The organism is Nocardioides sp. Z50_6, assembly GCF_058215755.1.
Map to the genome: position 1 here is coordinate 67,124 of NZ_JBZAJB010000011.1, position 25,920 is coordinate 93,043.

Annotated in this window: 24 protein-coding genes, 1 tRNA gene, 1 rRNA gene and 2 pseudogenes; 3 read left to right on the forward strand and 25 right to left on the reverse strand. The window is 72.2% G+C overall.

What is annotated here, in order from left to right; genetic code table 11:
* Window positions 1–96: 96 nt before the first annotated feature.
* Together AC4BGE_RS18385 and AC4BGE_RS18390 are read right to left on the reverse strand one after the other, a co-directional pair.
* A pseudogene (locus tag AC4BGE_RS18385) lies at window positions 97–387 on the reverse strand (IS3 family transposase); the annotation flags it as partial.
* A 7-nt stretch (window positions 388–394) separates the two neighbouring features.
* A pseudogene (locus AC4BGE_RS18390) lies at window positions 395–1,805 on the reverse strand (IS30 family transposase).
* Between the two features lie 9 nt (window positions 1,806–1,814).
* Between AC4BGE_RS18390 and AC4BGE_RS18395 the strand changes: the two are divergent.
* Window positions 1,815–2,144 carry a tyrosine-type recombinase/integrase gene (locus AC4BGE_RS18395; RefSeq protein ID WP_490576231.1) on the forward strand — a complete coding sequence of 110 codons (330 nt, stop codon included), beginning with the start codon at window positions 1,815–1,817 and terminating at the stop codon, window positions 2,142–2,144.
* A gap of 81 nt (window positions 2,145–2,225) precedes the next feature.
* Here AC4BGE_RS18395 and AC4BGE_RS18400 read toward each other — a convergent pair.
* A tRNA-Pro gene (locus AC4BGE_RS18400) sits at window positions 2,226–2,299 on the reverse strand.
* A gap of 239 nt (window positions 2,300–2,538) precedes the next feature.
* Here AC4BGE_RS18400 and AC4BGE_RS18405 point away from each other — a divergent pair.
* Window positions 2,539–3,276: a M23 family metallopeptidase gene (locus tag AC4BGE_RS18405; RefSeq protein WP_490576232.1), complete on the forward strand. Its 738-nt coding sequence runs from the start codon at window positions 2,539–2,541 to the stop codon at window positions 3,274–3,276.
* 24 nt (window positions 3,277–3,300) lie between these two features.
* On the opposite strand, the gene der is transcribed toward AC4BGE_RS18405, so the two are convergent.
* From der to AC4BGE_RS18510, 21 genes are all read right to left on the reverse strand, one after another.
* Window positions 3,301–4,650 carry a ribosome biogenesis GTPase Der gene (gene der / locus AC4BGE_RS18410; RefSeq protein WP_490572582.1) on the reverse strand — a complete coding sequence of 450 codons (1,350 nt, stop codon included), beginning with the start codon at window positions 4,648–4,650 and terminating at the stop codon, window positions 3,301–3,303.
* Window positions 4,647–5,408 (reverse strand): lysophospholipid acyltransferase family protein, encoded by a 762-nt coding sequence (locus tag AC4BGE_RS18415; RefSeq protein ID WP_490572583.1) that lies wholly within the window; start codon window positions 5,406–5,408, stop codon window positions 4,647–4,649. Before AC4BGE_RS18415 ends, der begins: the two co-directional genes overlap by 4 nt.
* Entirely contained in the window at window positions 5,405–6,091 is a 687-nt protein-coding gene (gene cmk / locus AC4BGE_RS18420) for a (d)CMP kinase (protein ID WP_490576233.1), read from the reverse strand. The genes AC4BGE_RS18415 and cmk overlap by 4 nt, the downstream gene beginning before the upstream one ends.
* A 47-nt stretch (window positions 6,092–6,138) precedes the next feature.
* Window positions 6,139–7,206: a prephenate dehydrogenase gene (locus AC4BGE_RS18425; RefSeq protein WP_490576234.1), complete on the reverse strand. Its 1,068-nt coding sequence runs from the start codon at window positions 7,204–7,206 to the stop codon at window positions 6,139–6,141.
* Window positions 7,203–7,595: a chorismate mutase gene (aroH, locus tag AC4BGE_RS18430; protein ID WP_490572586.1), complete on the reverse strand. Its 393-nt coding sequence runs from the start codon at window positions 7,593–7,595 to the stop codon at window positions 7,203–7,205. Before aroH ends, AC4BGE_RS18425 begins: the two co-directional genes overlap by 4 nt.
* 65 nt (window positions 7,596–7,660) lie before the next feature.
* The gene (locus AC4BGE_RS18435) at window positions 7,661–8,449 is read right to left on the reverse strand and encodes a pseudouridine synthase (protein WP_490572587.1); all 789 of its coding nucleotides are present in this window, start codon (window positions 8,447–8,449) and stop codon (window positions 7,661–7,663) included.
* Window positions 8,446–9,258, reverse strand: coding sequence for an SMC-Scp complex subunit ScpB (scpB, locus tag AC4BGE_RS18440; protein WP_490576235.1), 813 nt, complete (start codon window positions 9,256–9,258; stop codon window positions 8,446–8,448). Before scpB ends, AC4BGE_RS18435 begins: the two co-directional genes overlap by 4 nt.
* Window positions 9,255–10,139, reverse strand: coding sequence for a segregation and condensation protein A (locus tag AC4BGE_RS18445; protein WP_490576236.1), 885 nt, complete (start codon window positions 10,137–10,139; stop codon window positions 9,255–9,257). The genes scpB and AC4BGE_RS18445 overlap by 4 nt, the downstream gene beginning before the upstream one ends.
* On the reverse strand, window positions 10,136–10,468 hold the full coding sequence (locus AC4BGE_RS18450; protein WP_490572590.1) for a hypothetical protein: 333 nt from the start codon (window positions 10,466–10,468) through the stop codon (window positions 10,136–10,138). The genes AC4BGE_RS18445 and AC4BGE_RS18450 overlap by 4 nt, the downstream gene beginning before the upstream one ends.
* Window positions 10,453–11,352 (reverse strand): ParA family protein, encoded by a 900-nt coding sequence (locus tag AC4BGE_RS18455; protein WP_490572591.1) that lies wholly within the window; start codon window positions 11,350–11,352, stop codon window positions 10,453–10,455. Before AC4BGE_RS18455 ends, AC4BGE_RS18450 begins: the two co-directional genes overlap by 16 nt.
* Window positions 11,353–11,673: 321 nt before the next feature.
* Complete coding sequence (locus tag AC4BGE_RS18460; protein ID WP_490576237.1) at window positions 11,674–14,283, reverse strand: DEAD/DEAH box helicase; 2,610 nt, start codon at window positions 14,281–14,283, stop codon at window positions 11,674–11,676.
* A 10-nt stretch (window positions 14,284–14,293) separates the two neighbouring features.
* Window positions 14,294–15,232 carry a site-specific tyrosine recombinase XerD gene (gene xerD / locus AC4BGE_RS18465; RefSeq protein WP_490572593.1) on the reverse strand — a complete coding sequence of 313 codons (939 nt, stop codon included), beginning with the start codon at window positions 15,230–15,232 and terminating at the stop codon, window positions 14,294–14,296.
* Window positions 15,219–15,830 (reverse strand): NUDIX domain-containing protein, encoded by a 612-nt coding sequence (locus tag AC4BGE_RS18470; protein ID WP_490572594.1) that lies wholly within the window; start codon window positions 15,828–15,830, stop codon window positions 15,219–15,221. Before AC4BGE_RS18470 ends, xerD begins: the two co-directional genes overlap by 14 nt.
* Window positions 15,827–17,500, reverse strand: a complete 1,674-nt coding sequence (pyrG, locus tag AC4BGE_RS18475; RefSeq protein WP_490576238.1) for a CTP synthase — start codon at window positions 17,498–17,500, stop codon at window positions 15,827–15,829. The genes AC4BGE_RS18470 and pyrG overlap by 4 nt, the downstream gene beginning before the upstream one ends.
* Window positions 17,501–17,511: 11 nt before the next feature.
* Window positions 17,512–18,405, reverse strand: a complete 894-nt coding sequence (locus AC4BGE_RS18480; RefSeq protein WP_490576239.1) for a copper transporter — start codon at window positions 18,403–18,405, stop codon at window positions 17,512–17,514.
* The gene (gene steA, locus AC4BGE_RS18485; RefSeq protein WP_490576240.1) at window positions 18,402–19,589 is read right to left on the reverse strand and encodes a putative cytokinetic ring protein SteA; all 1,188 of its coding nucleotides are present in this window, start codon (window positions 19,587–19,589) and stop codon (window positions 18,402–18,404) included. The genes AC4BGE_RS18480 and steA overlap by 4 nt, the downstream gene beginning before the upstream one ends.
* A 52-nt stretch (window positions 19,590–19,641) precedes the next feature.
* On the reverse strand, window positions 19,642–21,417 hold the full coding sequence (gene recN, locus AC4BGE_RS18490; protein ID WP_490572598.1) for a DNA repair protein RecN: 1,776 nt from the start codon (window positions 21,415–21,417) through the stop codon (window positions 19,642–19,644).
* Window positions 21,410–22,396: an NAD kinase gene (locus AC4BGE_RS18495; protein ID WP_490576241.1), complete on the reverse strand. Its 987-nt coding sequence runs from the start codon at window positions 22,394–22,396 to the stop codon at window positions 21,410–21,412. The genes recN and AC4BGE_RS18495 overlap by 8 nt, the downstream gene beginning before the upstream one ends.
* 2 nt (window positions 22,397–22,398) lie before the next feature.
* Window positions 22,399–23,232, reverse strand: coding sequence for a TlyA family RNA methyltransferase (locus AC4BGE_RS18500; RefSeq protein ID WP_490572600.1), 834 nt, complete (start codon window positions 23,230–23,232; stop codon window positions 22,399–22,401).
* A 9-nt stretch (window positions 23,233–23,241) separates the two neighbouring features.
* Window positions 23,242–23,499, reverse strand: a complete 258-nt coding sequence (locus AC4BGE_RS18505; RefSeq protein WP_490572601.1) for a hypothetical protein — start codon at window positions 23,497–23,499, stop codon at window positions 23,242–23,244.
* Window positions 23,500–23,516: 17 nt separating this feature from the next.
* The gene (locus AC4BGE_RS18510) at window positions 23,517–24,548 is read right to left on the reverse strand and encodes an HAD-IIA family hydrolase (RefSeq protein ID WP_490576242.1); all 1,032 of its coding nucleotides are present in this window, start codon (window positions 24,546–24,548) and stop codon (window positions 23,517–23,519) included.
* Between the two features lie 56 nt (window positions 24,549–24,604).
* Between AC4BGE_RS18510 and AC4BGE_RS18515 the strand changes: the two genes are divergently transcribed.
* A complete protein-coding gene (locus AC4BGE_RS18515) occupies window positions 24,605–25,750 on the forward strand; it encodes a DUF1015 family protein (RefSeq protein WP_490576243.1) in 1,146 nt (381 codons plus the stop codon).
* A 97-nt stretch (window positions 25,751–25,847) separates the two neighbouring features.
* Here the strand turns inward: AC4BGE_RS18515 and rrf are convergent.
* Window positions 25,848–25,920 (reverse strand): 5S ribosomal RNA (gene rrf / locus AC4BGE_RS18520); the annotation flags it as partial.

Sequence of the window (25,920 nt, forward strand, 5' to 3'; positions counted from 1 at the left end):
TGCCCTCTGTGGCCGCCTGCGCAGACGAGCCACTCCAAGGCTCACATCAGAATTTGGGAGTCTTGGGGCTGATGCACGCGTAGGTGACAGGTTGGGTCAGGCAGCCTGAGCGGCTGGTGTGGTCGTGATGGTCTCGAACTCAATGGGCGTCAATCGGCCGAGGCGGGCTTGGCGACGACGGCGGTGATAGGTCCGTTCGATCCAGGTCACCATCGCGATCCGGAGGTCCTCACGGGTGGCCCAGGGCTGCCGGTCCAGGACATTGCGCTGGAGGAGACTGAAGGAGCTTTCCATCGCTGCGTTGTCCCCGGCCGAGACGACACGATCCATGGATCCGACGAGCCCGTGTGAGGCCAAGGCGCGGCGCAGTTTCCTGGAAACGAATTGACCAGGTTCAACCAGTCGATGCAACACCGGCTTGTTGAATCAACAGTAGATGTTCGTTGAACGCCTCCGCTGGTGTCCTCCAGCCAAGCGCCTTGCGGGGTCTGGTGTTCAGGGTGTGAGCGACTGCCGCGATCTCCTCGGCCGACCACCGCGAGAGGTCGGTCCCCTTGGGGAAGTACTGACGCAGCAGGCCGTTGGTGTTCTCGTTCGTCCCGCGCTGCCAAGGCGACTGCGGGTCGGCGAAGAACACCGGGATGCCGGTCTCGACCTTGAACTGGGCGTGGGCCGACATCTCCTTGCCGCGGTCCCAGGTCAGCGATCTGCCCAACTCGGTCGGCAGGGTCGCCATCGTGTTGGCCAGTGCGTTTTTCATCGTGATCGCGCCGTAGCCGGCCAGCGCGGGTCCGTTCTTCGGTGTCTCCTTGTGCCGGTAGCCCTCCTCGCGTGGAAGGTGCACCAGCGGCGTGTACTTTGTCGTCCGATCGACGACCGTGCCGATCGCGGAGCGCTCGAGCCCGATCAGCAGGTCGCCTTCCCAGTGGCCGGGCACGGCGCGGTCCTCAGCTTCGGCGGGGCGCCCGCTGATCAGCGTCTCCGAAGTCACGTGCGCCCAGGTCTTGCGCCACGATCGCTCCCGCGGCGCCCGCAGTGCCCGGCCAGTGCGCAGGCACCAGACCAGCTCGCGCTTCGGCGCGCCGCGGCCCTCGATATAGAGCGACTGGTAGATCGCCTCGTGGCTGATGCGCATGGATTCATCATCGGGGAAGTCGATCTTGATCCGGTTCGCGATCTGCTCCGGGTTCCACGCCCGCTTCCATGGCCGGTCCTTGCGGTGCGGCTTGTTCCGGCCGGTGAACCGTGGCGGCGTAGGTCCCGGGACCGGGGTCCCGTCCGGCAGGCTGATCTGCCCGGCCAGCCGCAGTTGGACGTAGTCGTGCAGCTGCGGGTTGGCGACCAGCTTCGCGGGCTTCGGCCGCATGGCTGCCATGTCGGCCTTCCACTGCGCCACCGACGCCCGGTAGTCGAGCTTCCCGCCGCGGGGCGGCGTTGCGGCGCAGCTCGCGTGACACCGTCCCGGGGTCGCGGCCGATGGTTCGAGCGATCTCCCGGACGCCCTTCTCCTGGGCCTTGAGCAGCGCGATCTCCTCACGCTCTGCGAACGAGAGATACCTGCCCGTGGGCTTGAACTTCAGATCGAACGGCGGCATGCCGCCAGCGTTGTGGAACCACCACCGCGCACCGACCGCCTGCGCCACGCCGATCGCGGCCGCGGCCTCCTCAGGCAGCAGCCGCTTGGCGATCTGCTCCCAGAACGCCACCTCGACGTGCCGCTGATACTTCGGATGACCAGGTGACCGGAGCTTGGGGCGAACCGCCCGGTCGGCGGCCTGCTGACGACGAACCACTGCACGCCTCATGACGAGGCGTTGCGACGACCGATTGAATCCACCTTCCCCACCCGCAACGGCACCTGGCACCAGGTCACCAATGGGGAACGCCGCTGGCGCGACATCCGGCAAGGCACCGACCTGAACTGGGTCACCCCCCACACGTTCCGCAAGACGGTGGCCACCCTGATCGCGGAGCACGTCGGGGCCGACACCGCCGCGCAACAGCTCGGCCACTCCTCCCCCGACATCACCCGCGAGTTCTACATCGCCAAGCCCGCGATCGCCGCCGATGTGGCCCACGTCTTGGCCGAGCTTGCTGGCTTGAGTCCGGGTGAGCAAGAGCCGCAGCCACCGAATAAGTGGTGAATAGGTGGTTAATTGGCCGTTCTAGCTCAAATGCGAACCGCCCCCGACACTGCGTTTCCGCAGGTCAGGGGCGATTTTTTGTCGGGCTGACAGGATTTGAACCTGCGACCCCTTGACCCCCAGTCAAGTGCGCTACCAAGCTGCGCTACAGCCCGATGGTCTTCCGAGGAAGGCCAGAGGGAACATTACCCCAGGGAGTCCGGGGAGTCCGCATCGGGCTCGCCGGAGCCAGGCATGACCCCCTCGGGGGGTCCCCCTCGTCCTGAGGGCTCGCCCGGACCCCCCGGACGCGCGCCCGGGAATGGCCCGTCCGGGTCATCTCTGGCCGTTCCGCGGGTGGGCCCCTCCGCGCCGCCACACGATGGCTTCGTCCGACCACGACGAGGAAGCCATCATGACCGCCACTCCCCCCCAGCACGCGCCCCGCACGGGCGGCCCGTCCCATCGCGCACCCCGGCCTGGCGCCGGCGTCCGCCGCTGGGCCCTGCTGGCGGTCCTGCTGCTCGGGGGCGGAGGTCTGGTCGGCTCGCTCCTGGCCGCCCCACCGGCCCACGCGGCACACCTGGACGACAGTCCCGAGGTGAGCCGGATGGAGCGGCTGCTGGCCAAGCAGGTCGCGGCTCGCCAGCGCGCGCTGGCCCAGATCGACCGCCAGGCTGCGGCCTGGTCCCGGGTGCTGGCCGACCGGTCGGCCCAGCTCTCCGACCTCGGCTACGACGGCGATCCCGGGGAGGCCACGGCGGTGCTGCCGCTCGCCTCCTACCGGCTCTCGGCCAGCTTCGGCGCCGCCGGCGACCTGTGGGAGCACGACCACACCGGTCAGGACTTCGGCGCTTCCTCGGGCACCACCCTGCACGCCGTCGCCGACGCGGAGGTGCTGTCGGTGGGCGACGCCGGCGCCTACGGCCTGCGCACCGTCTTCGGGCTGCCCGACGGCACCCAGATCTGGTACTGCCACCAGCTCACCGCGCTGGTGGCGCCCAGTGAGACGGTGGAGATCGCCGAGACGGTCGGCCTGGTGGGCTCGACCGGCAACTCCACCGGCCCGCACCTGCACCTCGAGGTGCGTGACCCCAACGGCCTGGCGATGGACCCGATGCTCTGGCTGGCCGCCCACGGGGTCACGCCCTGAGGTGACCGGCGGGCGGCCGGCCCGTCAGCGCTTGCGCTTCTCCCGCGGCCGCTGCTGGAGCACGATCGGGGTCCCCACGAAGCCGAACTCCTCGCGCAGGCGTCGCTCGATGAAGCGCTCGTAGGAGGCGTCCAGCTTGCCGCTGGTGAAGAGCACGAACGTCGGCGGCGCGGTGCCGGCCTGGGTCCCGAAGAGGATCTTCGGCTGCTTGCCGCTGCGCACCGGGTGCGGCTGCTCGGCCACCAGTCGCCCGAGAAACGTGTTGAGCGCCCCGGTGCCGATCCGCGTCTCCCAGCCCTCGAGGGCCTTGTCCAATGCCGGCACGAGGCGGTCCACGTGCCAGCCGGTGCGTGCGGTGATGTTGATCCGCGGCGCCCAGCGCACCTGCACCAGGTCGCGCTCGATCTCGCGCTCCAGGTAGTAGCGACGCTCCTCGTCGACCAGGTCCCACTTGTTGAACGCGATGACCAGCGCCCGGCCGGCCTCGCGGATCGTCTGGATGATCCGCATGTCCTGCTCGGAGATCGACTGGCCGCCGTCGACGACCAGCACGGCCACCTCGGCCCGGTCGATCGCGTTGGTGGTGCGCAGCGAGGCGTAGTACTCGTGGCCCGAGGCGGTCTTGACCCGCTTGCGGATGCCCGCGGTGTCGATGAACCGCCAGGTGCGGCCACCCAGCTCGATCAGCTCGTCGACCGGGTCGACGGTGGTGCCGGCGACGTTGTCGACGACCACCCGCTCCTCCCCCGCCAGCCGGTTGAGCAGGCTGGACTTTCCGACGTTCGGCCGCCCCACGATCGCGATGCGGCGCGGACCGCCGACCTCGTCGAACCGCTCCGGCGGCGTCTCCGGCAGGGCAGCGAGGACGGCGTCGAGCATGTCGCCGCTGCCGCGGCCGTGCAGCGCCGAGACGGGGTAGGGCTCGCCCAGGCCGAGGTTCCACAGGCCGTACGCCTCGGTCTCGGCGCGCTGGTCGTCGACCTTGTTGGCGGCCAGCACCACGGGCTTGCCCGACTTGCGCAGCACCTTCACGACCGCCTCGTCGGCGTCGGTGATCCCCACGTTGGCGTCGACGACGAAGAGCACGGCGTCGGCCAGCTGGACCGCCACCTCCGCCTGCCCGGCGATCTGCTCGGCCAGGCCCCGGGCGTCGGGGTCCCAGCCGCCGGTGTCGACGACCGTGAAGGCACGGCCGTTCCAGTTGGCGTCGTAGGAGACCCGGTCCCGGGTGACGCCCGGGCGGTCCTCGACGACGGCCTCACGGCGGCCGATGATCCGGTTGACGAGGGTCGACTTCCCGACGTTCGGCCGGCCGACCACCGCCAGGATCGGCACGGGGCCCAGGGACGTGGAGGTCTCGAGCGGCTCGGTCATGGTGTTCCTCTGTTCACGAACCCGGTGTCCGGGTCCTTCTCGGTCTGCCCGGCCGGGAGAGGTCCCGGCAGGTCTCGCCCGGTCAGGGCGCAGGCGCGGTCCAGCTCTCCGCGCATGTGCTGGAGGAGCAACGCCGAGGCCTGCAGCACTTGTTCCCGGCGTCGTGGCCACGGGGACCGCTGCACCGTCCAGGGCTCCCCCAGCACGAAGTCGATCCTCGACCCGCGCGCCGGAACGGAGCTCGAGGCCCCACCGTGCGGACGGGTCCCGAAGAAGCTCACCGGCACCACGGGCGCTCCGGTAACCAGGGCCAGGTACGCCGCCCCGTGGTGGAACCGGGACAGGTCGCCGGCGCCCCGGGTGCCCTCGGGGAAGACACCCACCACGCCGCCGTCGCGCAGCACCCGCAGGCACTGGCGCACCGCACCGGGGTCGGGGCGGAAGCGGTCCAAGGGGATCTGGCCGGAGCGGCGCAGGAAGCCGCCGAGCGGACCGGCGAACATCTCGGCCTTCGTCAGGGCGTGCACCGGGCGCGGGGCCAGGATCGCCAGCAGCGGGCCGTCCAGGACGCCGATGTGGTTGGCCGCCACGATCACCGGACCGGTCCGCGGCAGGTGCGACTCGCCGCGCACGTGCACGTCGTACCAGGACGAGACCAGCCTCCGGGCAGGCGGGCGGCAGCGCACCAGCATCCGCGTCGGCGGGTGCCGCTCGCTGCTGCGCGGCAGCTCGGCCAGGGTCGACTGGGCTGCGGTCATGGGCGCGCCTCCACCGCCCGCGCGAGCTCCACGACCTGGGCGACGACCTCCTCGAGGGAGTAGCCGGTGGTGTCCAGCTGGACGGCCCCGTCCGCCTGGACCAGGGGCGCGGTCTTGCGGGTGGAGTCGATGGCGTCGCGGGCGAGCAGCGAGGCCTCGGTCCGGGCCACGTCGGAGCCGCCCTCCTCCAGGGCGCGCCGGGCAGCCCGCGCCGCCGGGTCGGCGGTGAGGAAGATCTTGACGTCCGCGTCGGGCGCCACCACGGAGCCGATGTCGCGGCCCTCCACCACGATCCCGCCCTCACCGATCACCTCGCGCTGGAGCCGGAGCAGCCGGGCCCGCACCTCGGGCACCGCGCTGACGGGGCTGACCGCCGCGTTGACCTCTTCGGCGCGGATGGCCTGCGAGACGTCGGTCCCGTCGACGGTGATGGTGGGCTGCTCGGGGTCGGTACCGGACACGATCCGGGGCTCGTCGGCCCGGGCGGCGACGAGCGCGGCGTCGTGCACGTCGACCCCGGCACGGAGCATCCACCAGGTGACCGCCCGGAACATCGCTCCCGTGTCCAGGTAGCGCAGCCCGAGCTCGCGGGCGGCCCCGCGCGAGGTGCTCGACTTGCCGGAGCCGGAGGGTCCGTCGATCGCGATGACGGGACCGGACGGACGGGGCTGCGACGTGCTCACCGCGGGGATTCTCCTAGTCGACAGGGGCGGAACCATGCCCGCGCAGCCTACCGGTGAGTGACCCAGCCCCGAGATTCCAGAGACGCCCGCAAGTGGGTCTCGTACTGCTCCCGCACCACGAGCTCGACGAGTCCCACCGGCCGTCCGGGGTCGTGGTCGATCCGCACGTCCTCGATGTTGACGTCGATCGCGCCCGCGTCGGCGAAGAGGCGGGCGAGCTCGCCCGGGGTGTCGGGCACGGCGACGAAGACCGAGGCGACGGGCAGCGTCGGACCGCCGTGCTTGCCCGGGATGGCGCGCGTCCCCTCCACCCCGTGGGTCAGCAGCTCGCGCAGCACCTCCCGCTCGCCGTCCCTGACGGCGTCCAGCAGGACGTCGAGCTGGTCGCGCACCTCGCTGAGCACCTCGTGCACCGCCTCGGCGTTGGCGGCCACGATCTGCTCCCACAGCCGGGGGTCGCTGGCCGCGATCCTGGTGACGTCCCTCACGCCCTGCCCGGACAGCGACAGGTCGCGGCCCGGCGCCTCACGCAGGCGCCCGGCCACCAGGACGGCGGCCAGGTGGGGCAGGTGCGAGGTGCGGGCCACCGCCCGGTCGTGCTCCTCGGGCCCGAGCTCGACCACCACCGCCCCGCACACCACGGCGAGGTCGCGGACCAGCTCGCGCGCCTCGGGGGCGCTCGAGTCGTGGCCCACCAGCGCCCAGGGGCGGCCGTCGAAGAGGGAGGAGGAGGCGGCGAGCGGCCCCGAGCGCTCGCTCCCGGCCATCGGGTGGCTGCCGACGTAGCGCGAGGCCGTCTGCGCGTCGACCCGCTCGAGCACCTCGACCAGGGGACGGGACTTGATGCTGCCCACGTCGGTGACCACTGCGTCCGAGTCCTTCAGCGCCGTCACGATCGACTCGCCGAGCAGGTCGGGCGGCACCGCCACCACCACCAGCTGAGGCCGGTCCTCGGGCCGCCTGGGACGCCCCGCCCCCAGACCGCTGGCCGTGCGCAGGTTCTCGCCGGAGACGTCGCTGAGGAGCACCTCGAGACCGGCGTCGCGGCAGGCGAGGGCGATCGAGGTCCCGACCAGGCCGGCACCCACGACCTCGACCGGCCCGGTGAGCCTCACGAGTGCTCGCCGCCCGGGACCTCGCGGACCCGGGCCAGGTCACGACGGAGGGCAGCCGCGCCGTGGAGGTAGATGTGGGTGACCTCCGCGCGCGGCAGGTCGGTCTCCACGTGCGCCATCATCCGCACCACTCGGGGCATCGAGCGGGCGATCTCGAGCTCGCGGGCACACATCAGGGGGACGTCTGAGAACCCCAGCTGACGGGCGGCATAGGCGGGGAACTCCGCGACCAGGTCGCTGGTCGCGGTGAAGATGACGGAGATGAAGTCGTCCACGCTCAGCCCGTTGGCCGACATCAGCTCCTCGACCATCTCCGCCACCCGCTCGAGCATGTGCTCGCGGCTGTCCTCGTCCAGCTGGGTGGCTCCGCGTACGGCGCGCACGCTCACGACTCTCTCCTGACCGACTGCTCGTCTAGCTCGACCGACGGCCTCAGCCTAGTTCGGTGCGGTCCTCAGAGCTCCACGCGGTCCAGCAGAGCGCCCAGCTCGTCGCGGGAGAGGTCCCGCAGCGCCCCCACCGGCAGGCGTCCGAGCTCGACCGGCCCGAACCTGGTCCGCGTCAGCCGGCGCACCGGGTGCCCGACCTCCGCCAGCAGGCGGCGCACGATGCGGTTGCGCCCCTCGTGGATCACCAGCTCGACGATGGTGCGCCCCTGGGCGCCTCCTCGTCCGGTCTCCACCACCTTGACCCGGGAGACCTGGACCGGCCCGTCCTCGAGCTCCACGCCTTCGCGCAGGCGGCGCAGGGTGGCGGGGTAGACCTCCCCCTCCACCTCCGCGACGTAGGTCTTCTCCACCTCGAAGGAGGGGTGGGCCATCCGGTGGGCGAAGTCGCCGTCGTTGGTCAGCAGCAGCAGGCCCGAGGTGTCGGTGTCGAGCCGGCCGACGTGGAAGAGCCGCTCGGGCCGGTCGGCGACGACGTCGGCGAGGCAGCGACGCCCCTCGGGGTCCGACATCGTCGAGACCACTCCCCTGGGCTTGTTGAGCACCAGGTAGACGTGCGCCGACTGCGGCGGCAGCCGCTTGCCGTCGACCCGGATCACCGCGGTCCGCGGGTCCACCTTGGTGCCGAGCCGGGTGACGACCTCGCCGTCGACCTCCACGTGCCCTTCGAGCATCAGCTCCTCGCACTTGCGCCGCGAGGCCACCCCGGACTGGGCCAGCAGCTTCTGCAGGCGCACCAGCCCGTCCTCGTCGGGCCACCCGCCGGGCGGCTGCTGGGCGTCGTTCTCCTCGTTCATGCGATCTCCGTCCCGCCGTCGGGCTCGGTGCCGGCCCCGCTGTGGGGCGAGTGGTGCGGATGCCCGGTCGTCTGTTCGGCCGGCTGGTCTACGGGCTGGTCTACGGGCTGGTCGGCGGACGTGGCTGCCGCTGGGCTCGAGACGCTCCCGCCCACGGCGGCGAGCTCCTCGTCCAGGTCGTCCATGTCCGGCAGGTACGGCGCCAGCTCCGGCAGGTCGTCGAGGCTGGTCACCCCGATCCGCTCGAGGAAGTAGCTCGTGGTCCGGTAGAGGTGGGCCCCGGTCGTCTCGTCCTGACCGGCTTCCTCCACCAGGCCGCGGGAGAGCAGGGTGCGCATCACGCCGTCGACGTTGACCCCCCGGATCGCCGAGACCCGGGCGCGGGAGACGGGCTGCTTGTAGGCCACCACCGCCAGGGTCTCCAGGGCGGCCTGGGTGAGCCGGGCCTGCTGCCCCTCGAGCACGAAGCCCTCGACGACGAAGGCGTACTCCTCACGCGTGTAGTAGCGCCAGCCGCCGGCGACGTTCCTCAGCTCGAAGCCGCGGCCCTGCGCGGTGTACTCCTCTGCCAGGGCGTGCAGCGCGGTCTCGACCTCCTCCACCGGGTGCCCCACCGTGGAGGCGAGGGTGACCGGGTCCAGGGGCTGGTCGGCCACCATCAGGATCGCCTCGAGCGCCGGCCGCAGCGCGACCAGGGCGATCGCCAGCGTCTCGGGCTCCTGCCCCTCGGGCGCCTGGCTCTCGGACGCCTGGCTCTCGGACGCCGGCGTCCCCGGCTCCTGCGACTCCGTGCCGGTCTGCTCGCTCATCGCTCCCCTTCTGGTGTCTGAGTCTCGGTGCCGGCCTCGGCCCGGGCCAGTTCCTCGGGCGGCGCCCCGTCGAACTCGTCCACGACGGCGACCTCGCCCTCCTCGCTCCCGGTCCACCTGACGGTGAGCTCCCCGAGCGGGCTGACTTGGTCGAAGGCGACCGCGCCCTCGCGGAACAACTCGAGCAGCGAGAGGAACCGTGCGACGGTGGTCAGGGTGTCCGGGGAGTCGCGGCACAGCGACCTGAAGGTCATCGTCCCCTGCCGCCTGAGCCGGTCGACGACCAGGTGCGCCTGCTCGCGCACGCTCACCCGCGCGGCGTGGATGTGCTGGAGCGAGACCTCCGGCACCGGCTTGGGCTCCAGCGCCTTGGCGGCGAGCGCGGCGAACCTGTCCAGGCCGATGCCGATCAGCACCTCCGGCAGCAGGGTGGCGAAGCGCTCCTCCAGGCCGACGGCGCGCGGGTGGCGCAGCCCCTCCTGGGCCAGCCTGCCCTCGAGCACCCCGGCGACCTGCTTGAAGGCGCGGTACTGCATCAGCCGGGCGAAGAGGAGGTCCCGGGCCTCCAGCAGGGCCAGGTCCTCCTCGTCCTCCACGTCGCCCTGCGGCAGCAGCCGCGCGGCCTTGAGGTCCAGCAGCGTGGAGGCGACCAGCAGGAACGAGGTGGTCTGCTCCAGGTCCCAGATCGGGCCGCCGGCCTTGACGTGCGCGATGAACTCGTCGGTCACCCGGGAGAGGGAGACCTCGGTGACGTCCATCTTGTGCTTGGAGATGAGCGAGAGCAGCAGGTCGAAGGGACCCTCGAAGTTGTCCAGCCGGACCGCGAACGCCGGTGCCTCCTGGCCGGGCTCGGTGATCGCGGCCGAGGACGGAGTCGTCACTGCTCGGACAACCTCCGGACCAGGGCACTCTCGTCACCGTGGGCCTCGAGGTCGGCGAGGACCAGGGCAACCGCCTCCCGCACGATCCGGCCCCGATCCACGGCCATGCCGTGGTTGCGGCGCAGGCTCAGCCGCGCGTGCTCGAGCTCGAGGAGCTCGTCGGAGGTGACGTAGACCGTCATCTTCTCGTCGTGCCGGACCCGGCCGCTGGGCCGCCGGGCGGGCGCACGCCGGGCGTCGGGGACGGCGTGCGCGGCCGGCTCCTCCGGACGCTCCGAGGTGGGGCGGAAGAGGTCGTCGGCAGCCGGCAGGCTCACCCGTCGAGCCACCTGGCCAGCACCTCCTTGGCGAGCGTGCGGTAGGCCTCGGCACCGGTCGAGCTCGAGGCGTAGGTGGTGATCGGCTCCCCCGCGACGGTGGAGTCGGAGAACTTCACCGTCCGCCGGATCACGGTGTGGAAGACCTTGTCGCCCCAGGCCTGGACCAGCCGGTCCATCACCTCGCGGCTGTGCAGGGTGCGCCCGTCGAACATGGTGCCCAGCACGCCGTCGATCTCGAGCTTGGGGTTGAGCCGCTCGCGGACCTTGTCGATGGTCGTCTTGAGCAGCGCCACACCGCGCAGGGCGAAGTACTCGCACTCCAGAGGCACGATCACGCCGTCGGAGGCGGTGAGCGCGTTGACGGTCAGCAGGCCCAGCGAGGGCTGGCAGTCGATCAGGATGACGTCGTACTGCTTCAGCGCCGGCGCCAGCACCCGCTGCAGGGTCTGCTCCCGGGCCACCTCGTTGACGAGCTGGACCTCGGCGGCCGACAGGTCGATGTTGGAGGGCAGCAGGTCCATCCCCGGGACACCGGAGGGCACCACCACCTCGTCGAGCGTCACGTCCGGCTGCATCAGCAGGTTGTAGACGGTCAGGTCCATCTCGTGGGGGTTGAGACCGAGACCGACCGACAGCGACCCCTGGGGGTCGAAGTCCACCAGCAGCACCCTGCGCCCGAACTCGGCCAGGGAGGCTCCCAGGTTGATCGTGGTGGTGGTCTTGCCCACCCCGCCCTTCTGGTTGCACATCGAGATCACCCGCGGCGCGCTGCCCTGGGCGACCGGCTGGGGCTCGGGGAACGTCGGAAGGGGTCGTCCGGTCGGGCCGATGACCTGCTCGGAAGGCGCCGGGGTGGGCACTTCCATGGTGGGGAACGGGATCGGTTCGCTCACAGAGGTCTCGTCTCCGGGGGAGGTGGTGGGCTCGGGTCGAAGAACGACCCTGGGGGGCATCGGGGAGGGGGTGGTGCCGGACGTGCCGTGACCGGGCATGTCTCGATTCATCTGACGCTCCCGCTCGGTTTGTCGACTCGCCGACATCTTGATGCTTCGCGCGACTCTAGGCCCCGCGGTTCCCGCGTCACAAGGCGACTCCCCAACTCCCCAGCGCGGTGCCGGAATCTGTGCACAGGGGCACGGTCACGTGCACAGGACCGCGCGGGCTGTGCAGAAACCTGTGCAGAAGCAGCGAGCGGTGATGCCGCGTGACGAACCTCATCCGTCGAGACGTCGCATGGCGGCGGTCTGCAGCACCGGCTCGCCGAGCTCGTCGGTCGCATCGCAGTCCAGCACGGCCTCCAGGACCCAGTCGCGGTGACCCTCGGGGTCCGCGATCGTCTGGACGACACGGCGGATCCTGGCCGTCTCGCCCTCGCGGGCGCCGACCGGCTCACCGGTCTCCTCCGCGCCGATCGCGAGGTAGGACGGACCACGCGCCTCGGCGTCCGTGCCGACGCTGTCGTGCTCGTCGTAGTAGGCCTCCAGGGCCTCGTCCCAGGCCGACCGGGTCATCACCACCTCGCGCGGCGGGTCCGTGCGGTCGGCGGCCTGACGCTCGCTGCGCACCAGCGCGTCCAGGTCGTCGCGGGCGACTCCCTGGACCTTGGCGAACATGGCGTTGCGCACCATCACCCGCAGAGCCCGGTCCTGCTTGGACAGCGGGCGGGGGTTGTGCGGCGGCTCGTGGTGCGAGACCTCCGTCGGCACGTGGGCCGGGTCGGCGAGCGCCTCCCACTCGTCGAGCAGGGAGGAGTCGGTCTGCCGCACGGTCTCCCCCAGCCACTCGGTCAGGTCCTCGAGCTCGGGGGTGCGGTGCGCGTCGGGCACCGTCTGCCGCAGCGCCCGGTAGGCGTCGGTGAGGTAGCGCAGCACCAGCCCCTCCGACCTGGCCAGCTGGTAGCGGGAGACGAAGTCGGTGAAGCCCATGCCCTGCTCGTACATGTCGCGCAGCACCGACTTGGGGCTCAGCCCGTCCTCGGGGAGCCACGGGTGGCTCTGCCGGTAGAGCTCGTAGGTGACCTCCAACAGCTCGGCGAGCGGCTGCGGCCAGGTGATCTGCTCCAGCCGCTCCATGCGCTCGTCGTACTCGAGGCCGTCGGCCTTCATCTCCGCGATCGCCTCGCCGCGGGCGACGTGCTGCTGGGCCATCAGCACCTGTCGCGGCGCCTCCAGGACCGCCTCGACCACGGAGACCACGTCGAGGGTGTAGGACGGCGCCTCCGGGTCGAGCACGTCGAAGGCCGCCAGGGCGAAGTGCGAGAGCGGCTGGTTGAGGGCGAAGTCGACGGGCAGGTCGACGGTCAGCACGTAGCGGCGCCCGTGCTCGTCCGGGTCGTCGAGCCGGGTCAGCACGCCGGTGCGCAGCAGGCTCCTGGCCAGCCGCAGCGCGCGACGGGCCAGCCGCAGCTGGCTGCGCCTGTCCTCGTGGTTGTCCTCGACGAGGCGGCGCATCACCGTGAAGGCGTCCTCCTCTCGCGCGACCACGTTGAGGAGCATCGCGTTGTCCACCTTCATCCGCGAGACCAACGGCTCCGGCTTGGAGGCGACCAGCTTCTCGAAGGTCTGCTCGGTCCAGACCACCGAGCCCTCCGGGGGCTTGCGCAGCTGGGCCTTGCTCTTCCGCTTGGCCTGCTTCTCCGCGCTCATCGCGGCGTTCTTGGCCTCGGCCTTGGCCTTGGCGCGCTCGTTCTCGATGACGTGCTCGGGCGCCTGGACCACCACGTAGCCCTGGGTGTCGAACCCGGCGCGCCCGGCCCGGCCGGCGATCTGGAGGAACTCGCGGCTGCGCAGGATCCGTTGCCGCCGACCGTCGAACTTGGCCAGCCCGGTGAAGAGCACGGTGCGGATCGGCACGTTGATGCCGACCCCCAGGGTGTCGGTGCCGCAGATCACCCGGAGCAGCCCGGCCTGGGCGAGCTGCTCGACGAGCCGGCGGTACTTCGGCAGCATCCCGGCGTGGTGCACCCCGATCCCCTGCCGGAGCAGCTGGGAGAGCGTCTTGCCGAAGCCGGCGCTGAACCGGAACGGGGCGAGGCGCTCGCGCAGCTCCTCGGCGCGGTCGGTGCGGCCGAGCTGCTTGAGCACGACCGTGGCGTGCTCGACCGCCGCCGCCTGGGTGAAGTGGACGACGTAGACGGGCGCCTGGTGGGTGGCGACGAGCTCCTGCAGGGTCTCGTCGAGCGGGGTGAGCGACCAGGTGAAGTCCAGCGGGACCGGGCGCTGCGCGTCGTCGACGACCACCGTCTCCCGGCCGTTGCGACGGGTGAGGTCCTCGGCGATGGTGGTCATGTCGCCCAGGGTGGCCGACATCAGCAGGAACTGGGCCTGCGGCAGCTCCAGCAGCGGCACCTGCCAGGCCCAGCCACGCTCGTGGTCGCCGTAGTAGTGGAACTCGTCCATCACCACCAGGCCGACGTCGGCCCGCGAGCCCTCGCGCAGCGCGATGTTGGCCAGCACCTCGGCGGTGCAGCAGATGACCGGGGCGTCGGCGTTGACGGCCGCGTCACCGGTGAGCATCCCCACGTTCTCGGCGCCGAGCACGTCGCAGAGCGCGAAGAACTTCTCGCTGACCAACGCCTTGATCGGGGCGGTGTAGAAGGAGACCCGGTCCTCGGAGAGCGCGGCGACGTGGGCGGCGAGGGCGACCAGCGACTTCCCCGACCCGGTGGGGGTCGCCAGCACCACGTTGCTGCCGGCGAGGAGCTCCATCACCGCCTCGTCCTGGTGGGGGTAGAGGGCGGTGCCCTGCCGCTCCGCCCACCCGGTGAAGGCGTCGTAGAGGGCGTCCGCGCCTTCGGCGCGCTCCCACCAGGCCTGGCCGCTCATCGCGCGCCCCTCATGCCCTGGCCCGGGGGTGGGCGGTGGCGAAGACCTCGCGCAGGCTCTCGACGGTGACCAGGGTGTAGACCTGCGTGGTGGTCACCGAGGCGTGGCCGAGCAGCTCCTGCACCACCCGGATGTCGGCCCCGCCGTCGAGGAGGTGGGTGGCGAAGGAGTGGCGCAGCGTGTGCGGCGAGACGTCCTTGGTGACCCCGGCCCGGTCGGCTGCCTTGACCAGCACGGCCCAGGCGCTCTGCCGGGAGAGGCGACCGCCCCGGGAGTTGAGGAAGAGGGCGCCGGCGTTGCGCGCCGCGGCGCTGCCCTCGGCGAGCGCGGGCCGTCCCGCGGTCAGGTACGCCGAGACCGCCTCCAGCGCGAAGGACCCCACCGGCACCAGCCGCTCCTTCGACCCCTTGCCGCGCAACAGGACGGTGCTGTCGACGGTGTCGACGTCGTCCACGTCCAGCCCCACGGCCTCGGAGATCCGGGCGCCCGTGCCGTAGAGAACCTCCAGCAGGGCGCGGTCGCGCAGCGCGAGCGGGGTCCCGGGTGAGCCGGCAGCCTCCAAGATGGCCTCCACGTCGGAGAGCGGAAGCGCCTTGGGCAGTCGCTTGGTCGGCGACGGCGGCCGCACCGCGGAGGCGGGGTCGTGGGTGGCCAGCCCGTCGCGGAGGGCGAACTTGTGGAACCCGCGCACCGCCACGACCGTGCGCGCGGCCGAGGTCGCGCTGAGCGGCGGGTGCTCCTGGTCCCCCTCGCGCAGGCGGACCAGGAAGGAGGAGACGGTGCTCTCCTCGATCGCGTCGAGCCGGTCGATCCCCTGGGCGGCGAGGAAGTCGGCGTAGCGCCGCAGGTCGCGGCGGTAGGAGGAGAGCGTGTTGGCGGCCAGGCCGCGCTCGACGCCCAGGTGGTCGAGGTAGGTGCGGATCGAACGGGTGAGGTCAGCGGACGTCATCGCGGCCCTGCTCGACGAACCGGCCGCGCTGGACCTGGTAGGCGAGGACGGCCTGCACGGTCGGCCCCTGGCGCACCCGTCCATCGAGGACGGCGGCCAGGAGGTCGTCGAAGGGGACCCAGAGGGACTCCATCTCCGCCTCTTCGTGGCGGAGCTCGAAGTCGCCTCGCGGAGCGTGGGACAGCCCGCGGGCCAGGTAGATCTCGTGGACCTCGTCGGTGATTCCCGCCGAGGCGAAGGTGCTCAGCAGCAGGGTCCAGTCCGAGGCGGCCAGCTCGGCCTCCTCGCGGAGCTCCCGCTTGGCCGTCTCCACCGGCGGCTCGTCCCCCGCGTCGCGCAGGCCGGCGGGAAGCTCGATGAACTCGTGGCGCGACGTGTGGCGGTACTGCCGCAGGCAGAGGACGCGCTCGTCGGCGTCGACGGCCAGCACCATCACCGCGCCCGGATGCTCCACCGCGAGGCGGGAGAACCGCTCCTCGGGGTGGCCGGGCCGGGTCACGACGTCCTCGCGGACCACCACGACCCAGTCGTCGCGGTGGATCTCCCGGGTGGAGACCACCGGCCACTGCATGGGCCGGTCCGCGAGGTCGTCGGTCACGAGACCTGCTGCTCGTCGGTGATCGGGATCAGGAGCTCCTTCTGCCGGACCAGCGCCGCGCCGACCAGGCCGGCGAAGAGCGGGTGCGGCCGGGTGGGACGCGACTTGAGCTCGGGGTGCGCCTGGGTGGCCACGTAGTAGGGGTGCACCTCACGCGGCAGCTCGACGAACTCGACCAGCCCGAGGTCGGGGTTGGTCCCGGAGACCACCAGACCGGCCTTCTCCAGGGTCTCGCGGTAGGCGTTGTTGACCTCGTAGCGGTGCCGGTGCCTCTCCTCGACCCGCGTCTCGCCGTAGGCCTCCGCGACGACCGACCCGCGGACCAGGTCGGCCGGGTAGGAGCCGAGCCGCATCGTCCCGCCGAGGTCCCCGGCCCCCTCGACGATCGACTTCTGCTCCTCCATGGTGGCGATCACCGGCTCGGGGCAGTCGGGGTCGAACTCGGTGGAGCCCGCCTCGGTGAGCCCGGCCTCGTTGCGCGCGTACTCGATCACCATGCACTGCAGGCCCAGGCAGAGCCCCAGGGTGGGGATCTTGTGGGTGCGGGCGTAGGTCAGGGCGTCGAGCTTGCCGTCCAGGCCGCGGATGCCGAAGCCCCCCGGAACGCAGATCGCGTCGACGTCGGAGAGGTGGCGGGCCGCGCCCGCCGGGGCGGTGCACTCGTCGCTGGCCACCCAGCGCAGGTTGACCTTCGCCTCGTGGGCGAACCCGCCCGCCCGCAGCGCCTCGGCGACCGACAGGTAGGCGTCCGGCAGGTCGACGTACTTGCCGACCAGCGCGATGGTGACCTCCTCCTTGGGGTGGTGCACCCGGCGCAGCAGGTCGTCCCACAGCGACCAGTCGACGTCGCGGAACGGCAGGTCGAGCCGGCGGACCAGGTAGGCGTCGAGGCCCTCGCGGTGGAGCACCTTGGGGATGTCGTAGATGGAGGGGGCGTCGGCACAGGTGATGACCGCCTCGTCCTCCACGTCGCACATCAGCGCGATCTTGCGCTTGATGCCGCCGGGCAGGTCGCGGTCGGCGCGGCACACGATCGCGTCGGGCTGGATGCCGATGTTGCGCAGGGCGGCGACCGAGTGCTGGGTGGGCTTGGTCTTCAGCTCCCCTGACGGGCCGATGTAGGGCACCAGGGAGACGTGGATGAAGAAGCAGTTGCTGCGGCCGATCTCGTGGCGCACCTGACGGGCGGCCTCGAGGAACGGCAACGACTCGATGTCGCCGACCGTGCCGCCGATCTCGGTGATCACCAGGTCGACGTCGGGGCCGCCCATCGCGAGGATGCGGTCCTTGATCTCGTTGGTGATGTGCGGGATGACCTGGACCGTGTCGCCCAGGTAGTCGCCGCGCCGCTCCTTGGCGATGACGCTGGAGTACACCTGGCCGGTGGTGACGTTGGCGATCTGGGAGAGGTCGGTGTCCAGGAACCGCTCGTAGTGGCCGATGTCGAGATCGGTCTCGGCGCCGTCCTGGGTGACGAACACCTCGCCGTGCTGGAAGGGGTTCATCGTGCCGGGATCCACGTTGAGATAGGGATCCAGCTTCTGCATGGTGACCCGGAGGCCCCGTGACTTCAGCAGGCTACCGAGGCTGGAGGCCGTCAGTCCCTTTCCCAGGGAGGAGACGACGCCCCCGGTGACGAATACGTGCTTGGTGGGCGTCGGGTTCTTCACGGGGTTCCATGCTACCCGAGTGGGATCGCTCCGTCCGCACCCGACGCACCGAAAGCGCCACCCTTGGTGCTGAGAGCGCGGATGAGACCCATCGTCGCGGCCACCTGTCCGGTGGTGGCGCCGACCCCGTCGACCGTGGTGAGCGCGGCCAGCGAGTCCTCGGCACGCAGCCGCGCGAGCTGGGCGTCCTCGGTGCCTTCCTCGGCGACCACGACCCCCACTGCCGAGGCCGAGAGCCCGGTGAGCAGGCCGGCGAGCAACGCGTCCCCGCCCTCGCCGTCGACCTCGTCACCGAGGACGACCAGGACGAGGGGGGCCCGGCGCTGCCGCGCGGGCGCCTCGGGGATCAGGTCGGCACCGAGGAGACTCTCCAGGACGGCGCCGGACGGACCGTTGACGTTCTCCCCCTCGGCGACCGCCGAGGCGAGCGTGAGCCCCAGCAGACGCCCGATCCGGTCGTACGTCGTGGCGTCCTCCGCCACGGTGCCGGCGGGCAGCTGGGCGGCAAGCTGGGTGCCCAGGGTGTCGACGAGCGACTTCTCCGTCGGGTTGAGCAGCGACTCCGACAGGGGCTGCACCACGCTGACGGCTCCACCCGCCAGGGCGACCTGCTCGGTCAGCGCGGTGGTCACGTCCTCGGACGCCCCCGGCAGCGTGACCACGGCCACCTGGCGCTCGGCCAGACGCGCGGCGTAGAGGGGGGCTGCGGCCTCGGCGGCGAAGCGGTCCGCGGCGTCGGCCCGCCGGGCGTCCTCCGCGGCGACGGTGCGCAGCTGCGAGACGTCCTCGCCGCCCCCGTCGCCCCGCCCGACCTCGCTGAGCGGACCGCCACCGAGGACGACCCCCACGGCCAGGGCCAGGAAGACGGAGACGAGCGTGACGAGGTGGGTACGGAAGGAGATCACGAGAGCTTTCCCTGCAGGTAGTCGACGAGGTCGATGGTCTGGCCGGCCAGGGCGTCCCCCCACTCCTGGCCGACGGGGGTGGTCCCCACCGCCGCGGAGAGCGCCAGGAGCCCGGCGACGAGCACGGCGACGAGGTGGCGCGGCCGGACCCGGCCGGAGTAGAGGGTGGGCACGGCCGTGGCGTCCACGAGACGCGGGCCCACCTTGAGACGGGTGAGGAAGGTGCTCGCGATGCCGGAGCGCTGGCGGTCCAGGAAGTCGGCCAGGGTGGCGTGCATGCCGACGCCGACGATCACCGACGCGTGCCCGGCGTCGGCCAGCACCAGTGCGGCGTCCTCGGCGGTGGCGGTCGACTCGAAGCGCAGCGGCCTGAGCCCCAGCTTGGAGAACCGGTCGGTCACCGACGCCGCGGCACCCCGGTCGACGCGGACCACCACGTCGGTGGCGGCCCGCAGCGCCTTGACCGAGGGACCTTCGTCGCGGGCGTCGGAGAGCACGACCACGTCGGGCCGCAGCCCCTGGGAGACGATGGCCTCCACCCCGGAGTCGACACCGAGCAGCACCGGGCGCTGCTCCCTGATGAAGCCGCGGACCAGGCGCAGCTCCGCCTCGTGGTCCTCACCCGGGGCCACCACGACCACCGGGCGGTCGGCGAAGCTGGTGGTGAGCCTCGGCACCCCCTGCCCGTGCAGGAGGAGGTCCTGCTCGCGCCGGAGGAACTCGCTGCTGTTGTGGGTGAAGCTGTCGAGCTGGTGGGCGAGCCCGCGTCGGGCGTCCTCGAGCTGGGCGGTGATCGTCTCCTGGTCGAGCGGACGACCGGCCAGCACGACGCCCTGGCCGACCTGCACCTCCCCGTCGAGCACCCGCAGGGTCGCTCCGTCCTTCACCTGGGTCAGCAGCGCGGGGCCGAGCAGGTCGACCATCGGGACGCCGGCCGCGGCGAGCACGCTGGGGCCCAGGTTGGGGTAGCGTCCCGAGATCATCGCGGACGCGTTGAGCACGGCCACGACTCCGGCGTCGACGAGGGCCTGGGCGGTGGCCCGGTCGAGGTCGACGTGGTCGAGGACGGCGACGTCGCCGGTCTTGAGGCGGGCGAGGAGTCCGCGGGTGCGCCGGTCGGCGCGCGCGGTGCCCTCCACTCCCGGCAGGGAGGGGGCAGGACGGTTCTTGGTGGCGAACTTCATGACCCGCCCATGCTGTCAGGCCGGAGGGCCCCAGATGGGGACCGTGTCCTCGTCAGCGCGTCGTCGGGCGGGCAGCCTCCAGCAGCTCGCGCGCGTGCGCCAGAGCGGTGTCGGAGTCGTCCACGCCGGCGAGCATCCGGGACAGCTCGCGCTCCCGCTCCTCGGGGGTGAGCGAGGTCAGTCCGGAGGTCGTCACCGAGCCGTCGCTGGCCTTGGCGACCACGATGTGCCGGTCGGCGAAGGCGGCGACCTGCGGCAGGTGGGTCACCACCAGGACCTGCGAGTCCTGGGCCAGCCGGGCGAGCCGACGACCGATCTCGATGGCGGCCCGGCCACCCACCCCGGCGTCGACCTCGTCGAAGACGAAGGTCGGTACCTGCGTGGTGCCCGCCAGCGCGACCTCCACGGCCAGCATCACGCGGGAGAGCTCACCGCCCGATGCGCCCTTGTCGAGAGGACGGGGACTCATCCCGGCGTTGGCCGCCAGCAGGAGCTCCACGTCGTCGATCCCGGTGGCGGTGAAGCGCACCCGCCGACCGCCCACCTCCAGCGGGGCGCCCGTCGCGGGGGCACCGTGCTCGCCCTCGGTGACCACGGGCAGGTCGGCCGGCACCTCCTGCTGGGAGACCACGACCTCGAGGGTGGCGTGCGGCATCGCCAGCAGCGTCAGCTCGTCGGTCACCTCGCGCCCCAAGCGCACCGCGGCCTCCTGCCTTGCCGCCGACAGCTCCCCGGCAGCGGCGGCGAGCCGGGCCCTGAGGTCGGCCTGCTGGGCCCGGAGTGCGGCGATGGTGTCGTCGGTGTCCTCGAGGTCCACAAGGCGCAACGCGGCCCGGCCGGACCACTCGAGGACCTCGTCGATCGTCTCGCCGTACTTGCGGGTGAGGGCCACCAGGGCCGCTCTCCGCTCGCTCACCGCGGCGAGCCGCAACGGGTCGGTCTCCAGCCGACTGGCGTAGGAGGCGACGTCGGCCGCGAGGTCGGAGAGGAGGTAGGTCAGCTCCCCCAGACGCTCCGCCAGCTGACCGGCCTCGGGGTCGTGCTCACGCACCCCTTCCAGAGCGGAGCGCGCGCTGGAGGCCCGCCCCAGCGCGTCCGGCGCGTCCTGGTCGCTGGAGAGCGCCTCGCGCGCCACCTCGGCGGCCGTGCGCAGGGTGTCGGCGAAGCCGAGCCTCGACTCCTCCGCGGCGAGCGCCGCGTCCTCACCCGGCTCCGGGGAGACGGCCTCGATCTCCTGGAGGGCGAACCGGAGCTGGTCGGCCTCACGTGCCCGCTCCCGGGCCGAGGAGACCACCTCGTGCAGGCGCGTCTCTACCTCGGTGAGCCGGACGTGCAGGCTCTGGTAGGCGGCCAGGAGCCGCGCGACCTCCTCGCCCCCGAAGCGGTCGAGGGCCAGCCGCTGGGCGGCGGGGCGCAGCAGCCGGTGCTGGTCGGACTGGCCGTGGACCGCCACCAGCGGCTCCGCGACCGCGGCCAGCTTGGAGGCGGGCACTCCGGCCCCGCCGATCCAGGCCCGCGACCTGCCTTCGGCCGAGATGTTGCGGGCCAGCACCACACGACCCTCCTCGACCTCACCACCGGCGTCCAGGACCTCGGCGCTGAACGACTCCAGCCGACGCGCGTCGACGACCCCCTCGACCCGGGCCGCGCTCGACCCCTTGCGCACCGCACCGGAGTCGGCCCGGCCACCGAGCAGCAGCCCCAGCGCGGTGACGACCATCGTCTTGCCGGCGCCCGTCTCCCCGGTGATCACGGTCAGGCCGGGGCCGAGCTCCAGGGTCGATGACTCGATCACGCCCAGGGAGCGGATCCGGATCTCCTCAAGCATCGGCTCCGCCCTTCCCTGCCGTCTCGGCGACCTCCGTGATCGGCGGACGACGACGCTCGGCCGCGCCCCGCCACCCTTCGACGGAGAGACCGAACTTGGCCACCAACCGGTCGGTGAAGGGCGCCTCCTGCAGCCGGACGAGCCGCACCGGGTGCGCACCCTTCCGGACCTCGATCCGGGCCCCGGGGGCGAGGTCGACGGTCCGGCGCCCGTCGCACCACAGCACGCCGGCGCCTTCGGTGCCGGCGAGCACCTCGACGGCCAGCACCGAGGTGGGAGCCACCACCATCGGCCGGGCGAAGAGCGCGTGGGCGCTGATCGGGACCATCAGCAGCGCCTCGACACCGGGCCAGACCACGGGACCGCCGGCGCTGAAGTTGTAGGCGGTGGAGCCCGTCGGGGTGGCGCAGACGACGCCGTCGCAGCCCCACCGGGAGAGGGGTCGTCCGTCGATCTCGACCACCACCTCCAGCATCCGCTCCCTGGCCGCCTTCTCGACGCTGGCCTCGTTGAGCGCGAAGGTGCTGGCGACGAGCTCCTTGTCCTGGAAGATGCTCACCTCCAGGGTCAGCCGCTCCTCCAGGGTGTAGCGACGGTGCACGACGGCGTCGATCACCGACTCGATGTCGTCGACCTCGGCCTCGGCGAGGAAGCCGACGTGCCCGAGGTTGACTCCGAGCAGGGGCGTCCCGCTGAGGTGGGTCAGCTCGACGGCGCGCAGGAGCGTGCCGTCGCCACCCACGACGAGGGCGACCTCGCAGTCGAGACCCGGGTTCCCGCCCTCGTCCACCACCTCGACGACCGGCTCTCGGGAGGCAGGGTCGATCCCGAGGGCGTCGGCCTCGGCCCGCAGCAGACGCACCACCATGTCGTGGCCGGTCAGGGCGTCCACGAAGGCGCGCGCCACCTTCCTGGCCTCCTCACGGCCGGTGTGGGCCAGCAGGAGGACGCGGCGCACGGAGGCCTGGGGGTCGGTCACGCTCACACCTTCTCATCCGGAGGGGACAACGAGCTCGCGCGCTCGACCTCGGCCCTGATGGCGTCGTGGTCGATGGCGGGCGGCCCCTGGCGGAGCAGCAGGAAGAACTCCACGTTGCCCGAGGGCCCGGGCAACGGACTGGTGCAGACGGCCGCGGCCCCCCACCCCCGCTCCGCCGCGGCGTCGGCGACCTTCTGGACGGCCTCGGCTCGGAGCGCGGGGTCACGCACCACCCCGCCCTTGCCGACGCGGTCCTTGCCGACCTCGAACTGGGGCTTCACCATCAGCGCCAGGGCGCCCGAGGGCGCGGTGACCGACAGCAGGGCGTCCAGGACGAGCACGAGGGAGATGAAGGAGAGGTCGCCCACGACGAGGTCGACGGGCTCTCCCACGACCTCCGGGGTGAGGTCGCGGATGTTGGTGCGGTCGTGGACCACCACCCGGTCGTCCTGGCGCAGACGCCAGACCAGCTGGCCGTAGCCGACGTCGACCGCGAGGACCTCACGCGCCCCGGCCCTCAGCAGGACGTCGGTGAACCCGCCGGTGGAGGCACCGGCATCCAGGCAGCGTTTGCCCGCCACGTCCAGACCCTGGGCGGCGAAGGCGTCCAGCGCTCCCGCCAGCTTGTGTCCCCCGCGGGACGCGAACTCCGGCCGGCTCGCGTCCTCCACCACGACGAGGGCCACGTCGGTGGTGACGCCGGTGGCCGGCTTGGTCGCCACCACCCCCGCCACCTTGACCCGGCGCTCGGCGACCAGCGCGCTCGCGTGCTCCCGGGACCGGGCCAGGCCCCGGCGCACCAGCTCCTGGTCGAGTCTGAGGCGGCGCGGTGCCACGGCGGCGGCTCAGCTCTCCGCGACCGGGACGGAGCCCGACGCGGGGGTGGCAGGGCTGCCGGGGTCCAGGGCACGCCGCAGCCGCTCGTGCGCGCGCTCGAAGACAGCCACCTGCTCGGCGACCGGCAGGTCGTTGACCGACTCGATCTCCTCGAGCACGGCGTCCACCGCCGGGACGCCGACGCGTTCGGTGGCGGCCCGGCGCCCGGGCACCTCGCTGCCCTCGCCTGTGCCGTGGCGGGGCTCGTCGACGGCTTCGTGATCCATGCCGCTGAGGCTACCGGTCACCTCCGACGACCCAGCGGGGCGGACTCGTCAGCCGGGGGGCGCAACCCGCTGGTCTCGGCCACGGTCCCGGCGCTGTCGAGGTGCGCCCAGCCCGCCGTGGCGACCGCCCGCCACCAGTCCCCCGCCGAGCCGGCGCCGGCGACCGCCAGGCGCCCCGCCTCGGGTCGCGCCGTCCACCCACCGCAGGTCCAGCCCCCACGACCATCAGGAGCCGGCGCGGGGTGGGCCTCGAAGAGACCGGCCAGCGTCGGCGACAGGTAGGACGGACGCTGGTCGGGTGGTGCCGCGACAAGCTCGGCAAGACCGCTGACGCCCGTCAGCACCAGCAGCGAGTCCAGGCCGAGCGCGGCGGCCCCCGAGATGTCGGTGTCGAGCCGGTCCCCCACCATCAGGGGCGCGTTCCCCCCGATCCGGCGCACGGTCTCCTCCAGCAGCGGCGCGGACGGCTTGCCGGCGACCTTGGGCACCGCCCGGGCGAACTCGGCGATGGTGCGCACCAGGACCCCGTGCCCCGGCGCCGGACCGTAGGGGGTGGGAATCGTCAGGTCGGTGTTGCTGGCCACCCAGGGCAGGCCGTCCCGCACCGCCACCGCCGCCCGCATGACGTCGCGCCACAGCACGTCGGGCCCGTAGCCGGTGGCCAGCGCGACCACCGACGGATCGAAGGTCGCCACGGGCTCGAGCCCGACCGCGGACAGCGCCTGCCGCAGACCCTCACCCCCGAGCACCAGGATGCGGGCCCCGGGCCCGTAGCGGTCGACCAGCACCGCGGCCGCCGCTTGAGCGGAGGTCACCACGTCGCCCGCGCCGGCCGGGATCCCCATGCCGCCCAGCCGGGTGACGACCTCCTCCGGGGTCCGCGAGGCGTTGTTGGTGATGAACGCGACACCCACCCCCAGGTCCCGGAGCCGGGCCAGGTCGTCGGCGACGCCGGGCACCGGCTCGTCGCCGATGTAGACCACGCCGTCCAGGTCGAACATGACCAGGTCGTGCTGTGCGGTCAGGGGGTCCGGGCAATGACGCAGCATGGCTCCTCCGGTGTCCTTCCTCTCGGTCCCAGGTGTCGACGCCTAGGATTGTCACGATGACGGCTGAAGAGGTGGCGCGAGGTTTCGAGGTACCGCTCTCCCCGCGTCGCCCGGCACTCCTGCACCCGTTCCGCGCGTTGCAGCTCGCCCCCGATCACGGCGGAGAGCTGGGCAACCTGCGCCCGATGTCCCGACCCTACCGACAGGCCGCGCGCCGCCTCACCACCTGGGAGCAGAGCGGGCGACTCACCAGGGACGACGTGCGCGCGCTCCACCTGCACGAGTACACCGTGATGGGGGTGACTGTGCGAGGCCTCGTCGGAGCGCTCGATCTTTCGACCCGAGCCTCTCGTCCCGAGGATCGCGCGATCCTGCCGCACGAGGCCATCCACCCCGAACAGGCGGACGAGCTTGCCGAGCGCATGGCCGAGCTGGCCCTCAACCCGGCTCCGATCCTGCTGGTCCACCGCGGGAGTCCCGCGAACCGGCGGGCCCTCGACGCGGTCTCCCAGACACCGGCCGACCGCGACTACGTCGACCACGCGGGCCAGCAGCACCGTCAGTGGCGGATCACCGACCCTGATCACCAAGCGGAGCTGACCGCTGGCCTCGTCGAGAACCCGCTGCTGATCGCCGACGGCCACCATCGCTACGCGGCCTACCTCCGACTCCAGGAACGTCGTTCCGGCACCCCGTGGGACCGCGGACTCGCGATGGTCGTCGACCAGGCCGACACTCCCTTGCACCTCGGTGCCATCCACCGGGTTCTCCACGGCGTCCGTCTCGACGACGTCGCCCGGGCCGTGCGGGCCACCGGCGGGGAGGTGGCACATGCCCACCGGGAAGCCGCGATCGCCTCGCTCTCACCGCAGACCTGGGTGATGACCGACTCGACGACCTGGCTCACCGTCAGGCCCGGCAGCCACGCGGAGACGGCCGTGGAACACCTCCACGGCACGTTGCTCCCGCGGGTGCGCAACACCGGTCGGCTGACCACCTCCTACCGGCACACCGTGGAGGAGGCGGAGACCGAGATCAGGACGTCGACGGGCGTGGCGGTGCTCCTGCCCGCCCCGAGCTACGCGGAGGTGGAGCGCGCCTCACTCGAGGGACGGCTGCTGCCTGAGAAGGCCACCTCGTTCCAGCCCAAGCCCACCATCGGCGTGTACATGAGGGCCGTCCGCGACACCCCTGCTCGTTGAGCTCAGCCCGACCATCGTCGAGCAGGCCCCACGCTAGGCAAAGGCCGTGAAATGACGAAGAGGGACCGCCCTAAGGCGGTCCCTCTTCTCAAAGTATGTCCGGCGGCGTCCTACTCTCCCACAACCTCTCGGTTGCAGTACCATCGGCGCTGAAAGGCTTAACTTCCGGG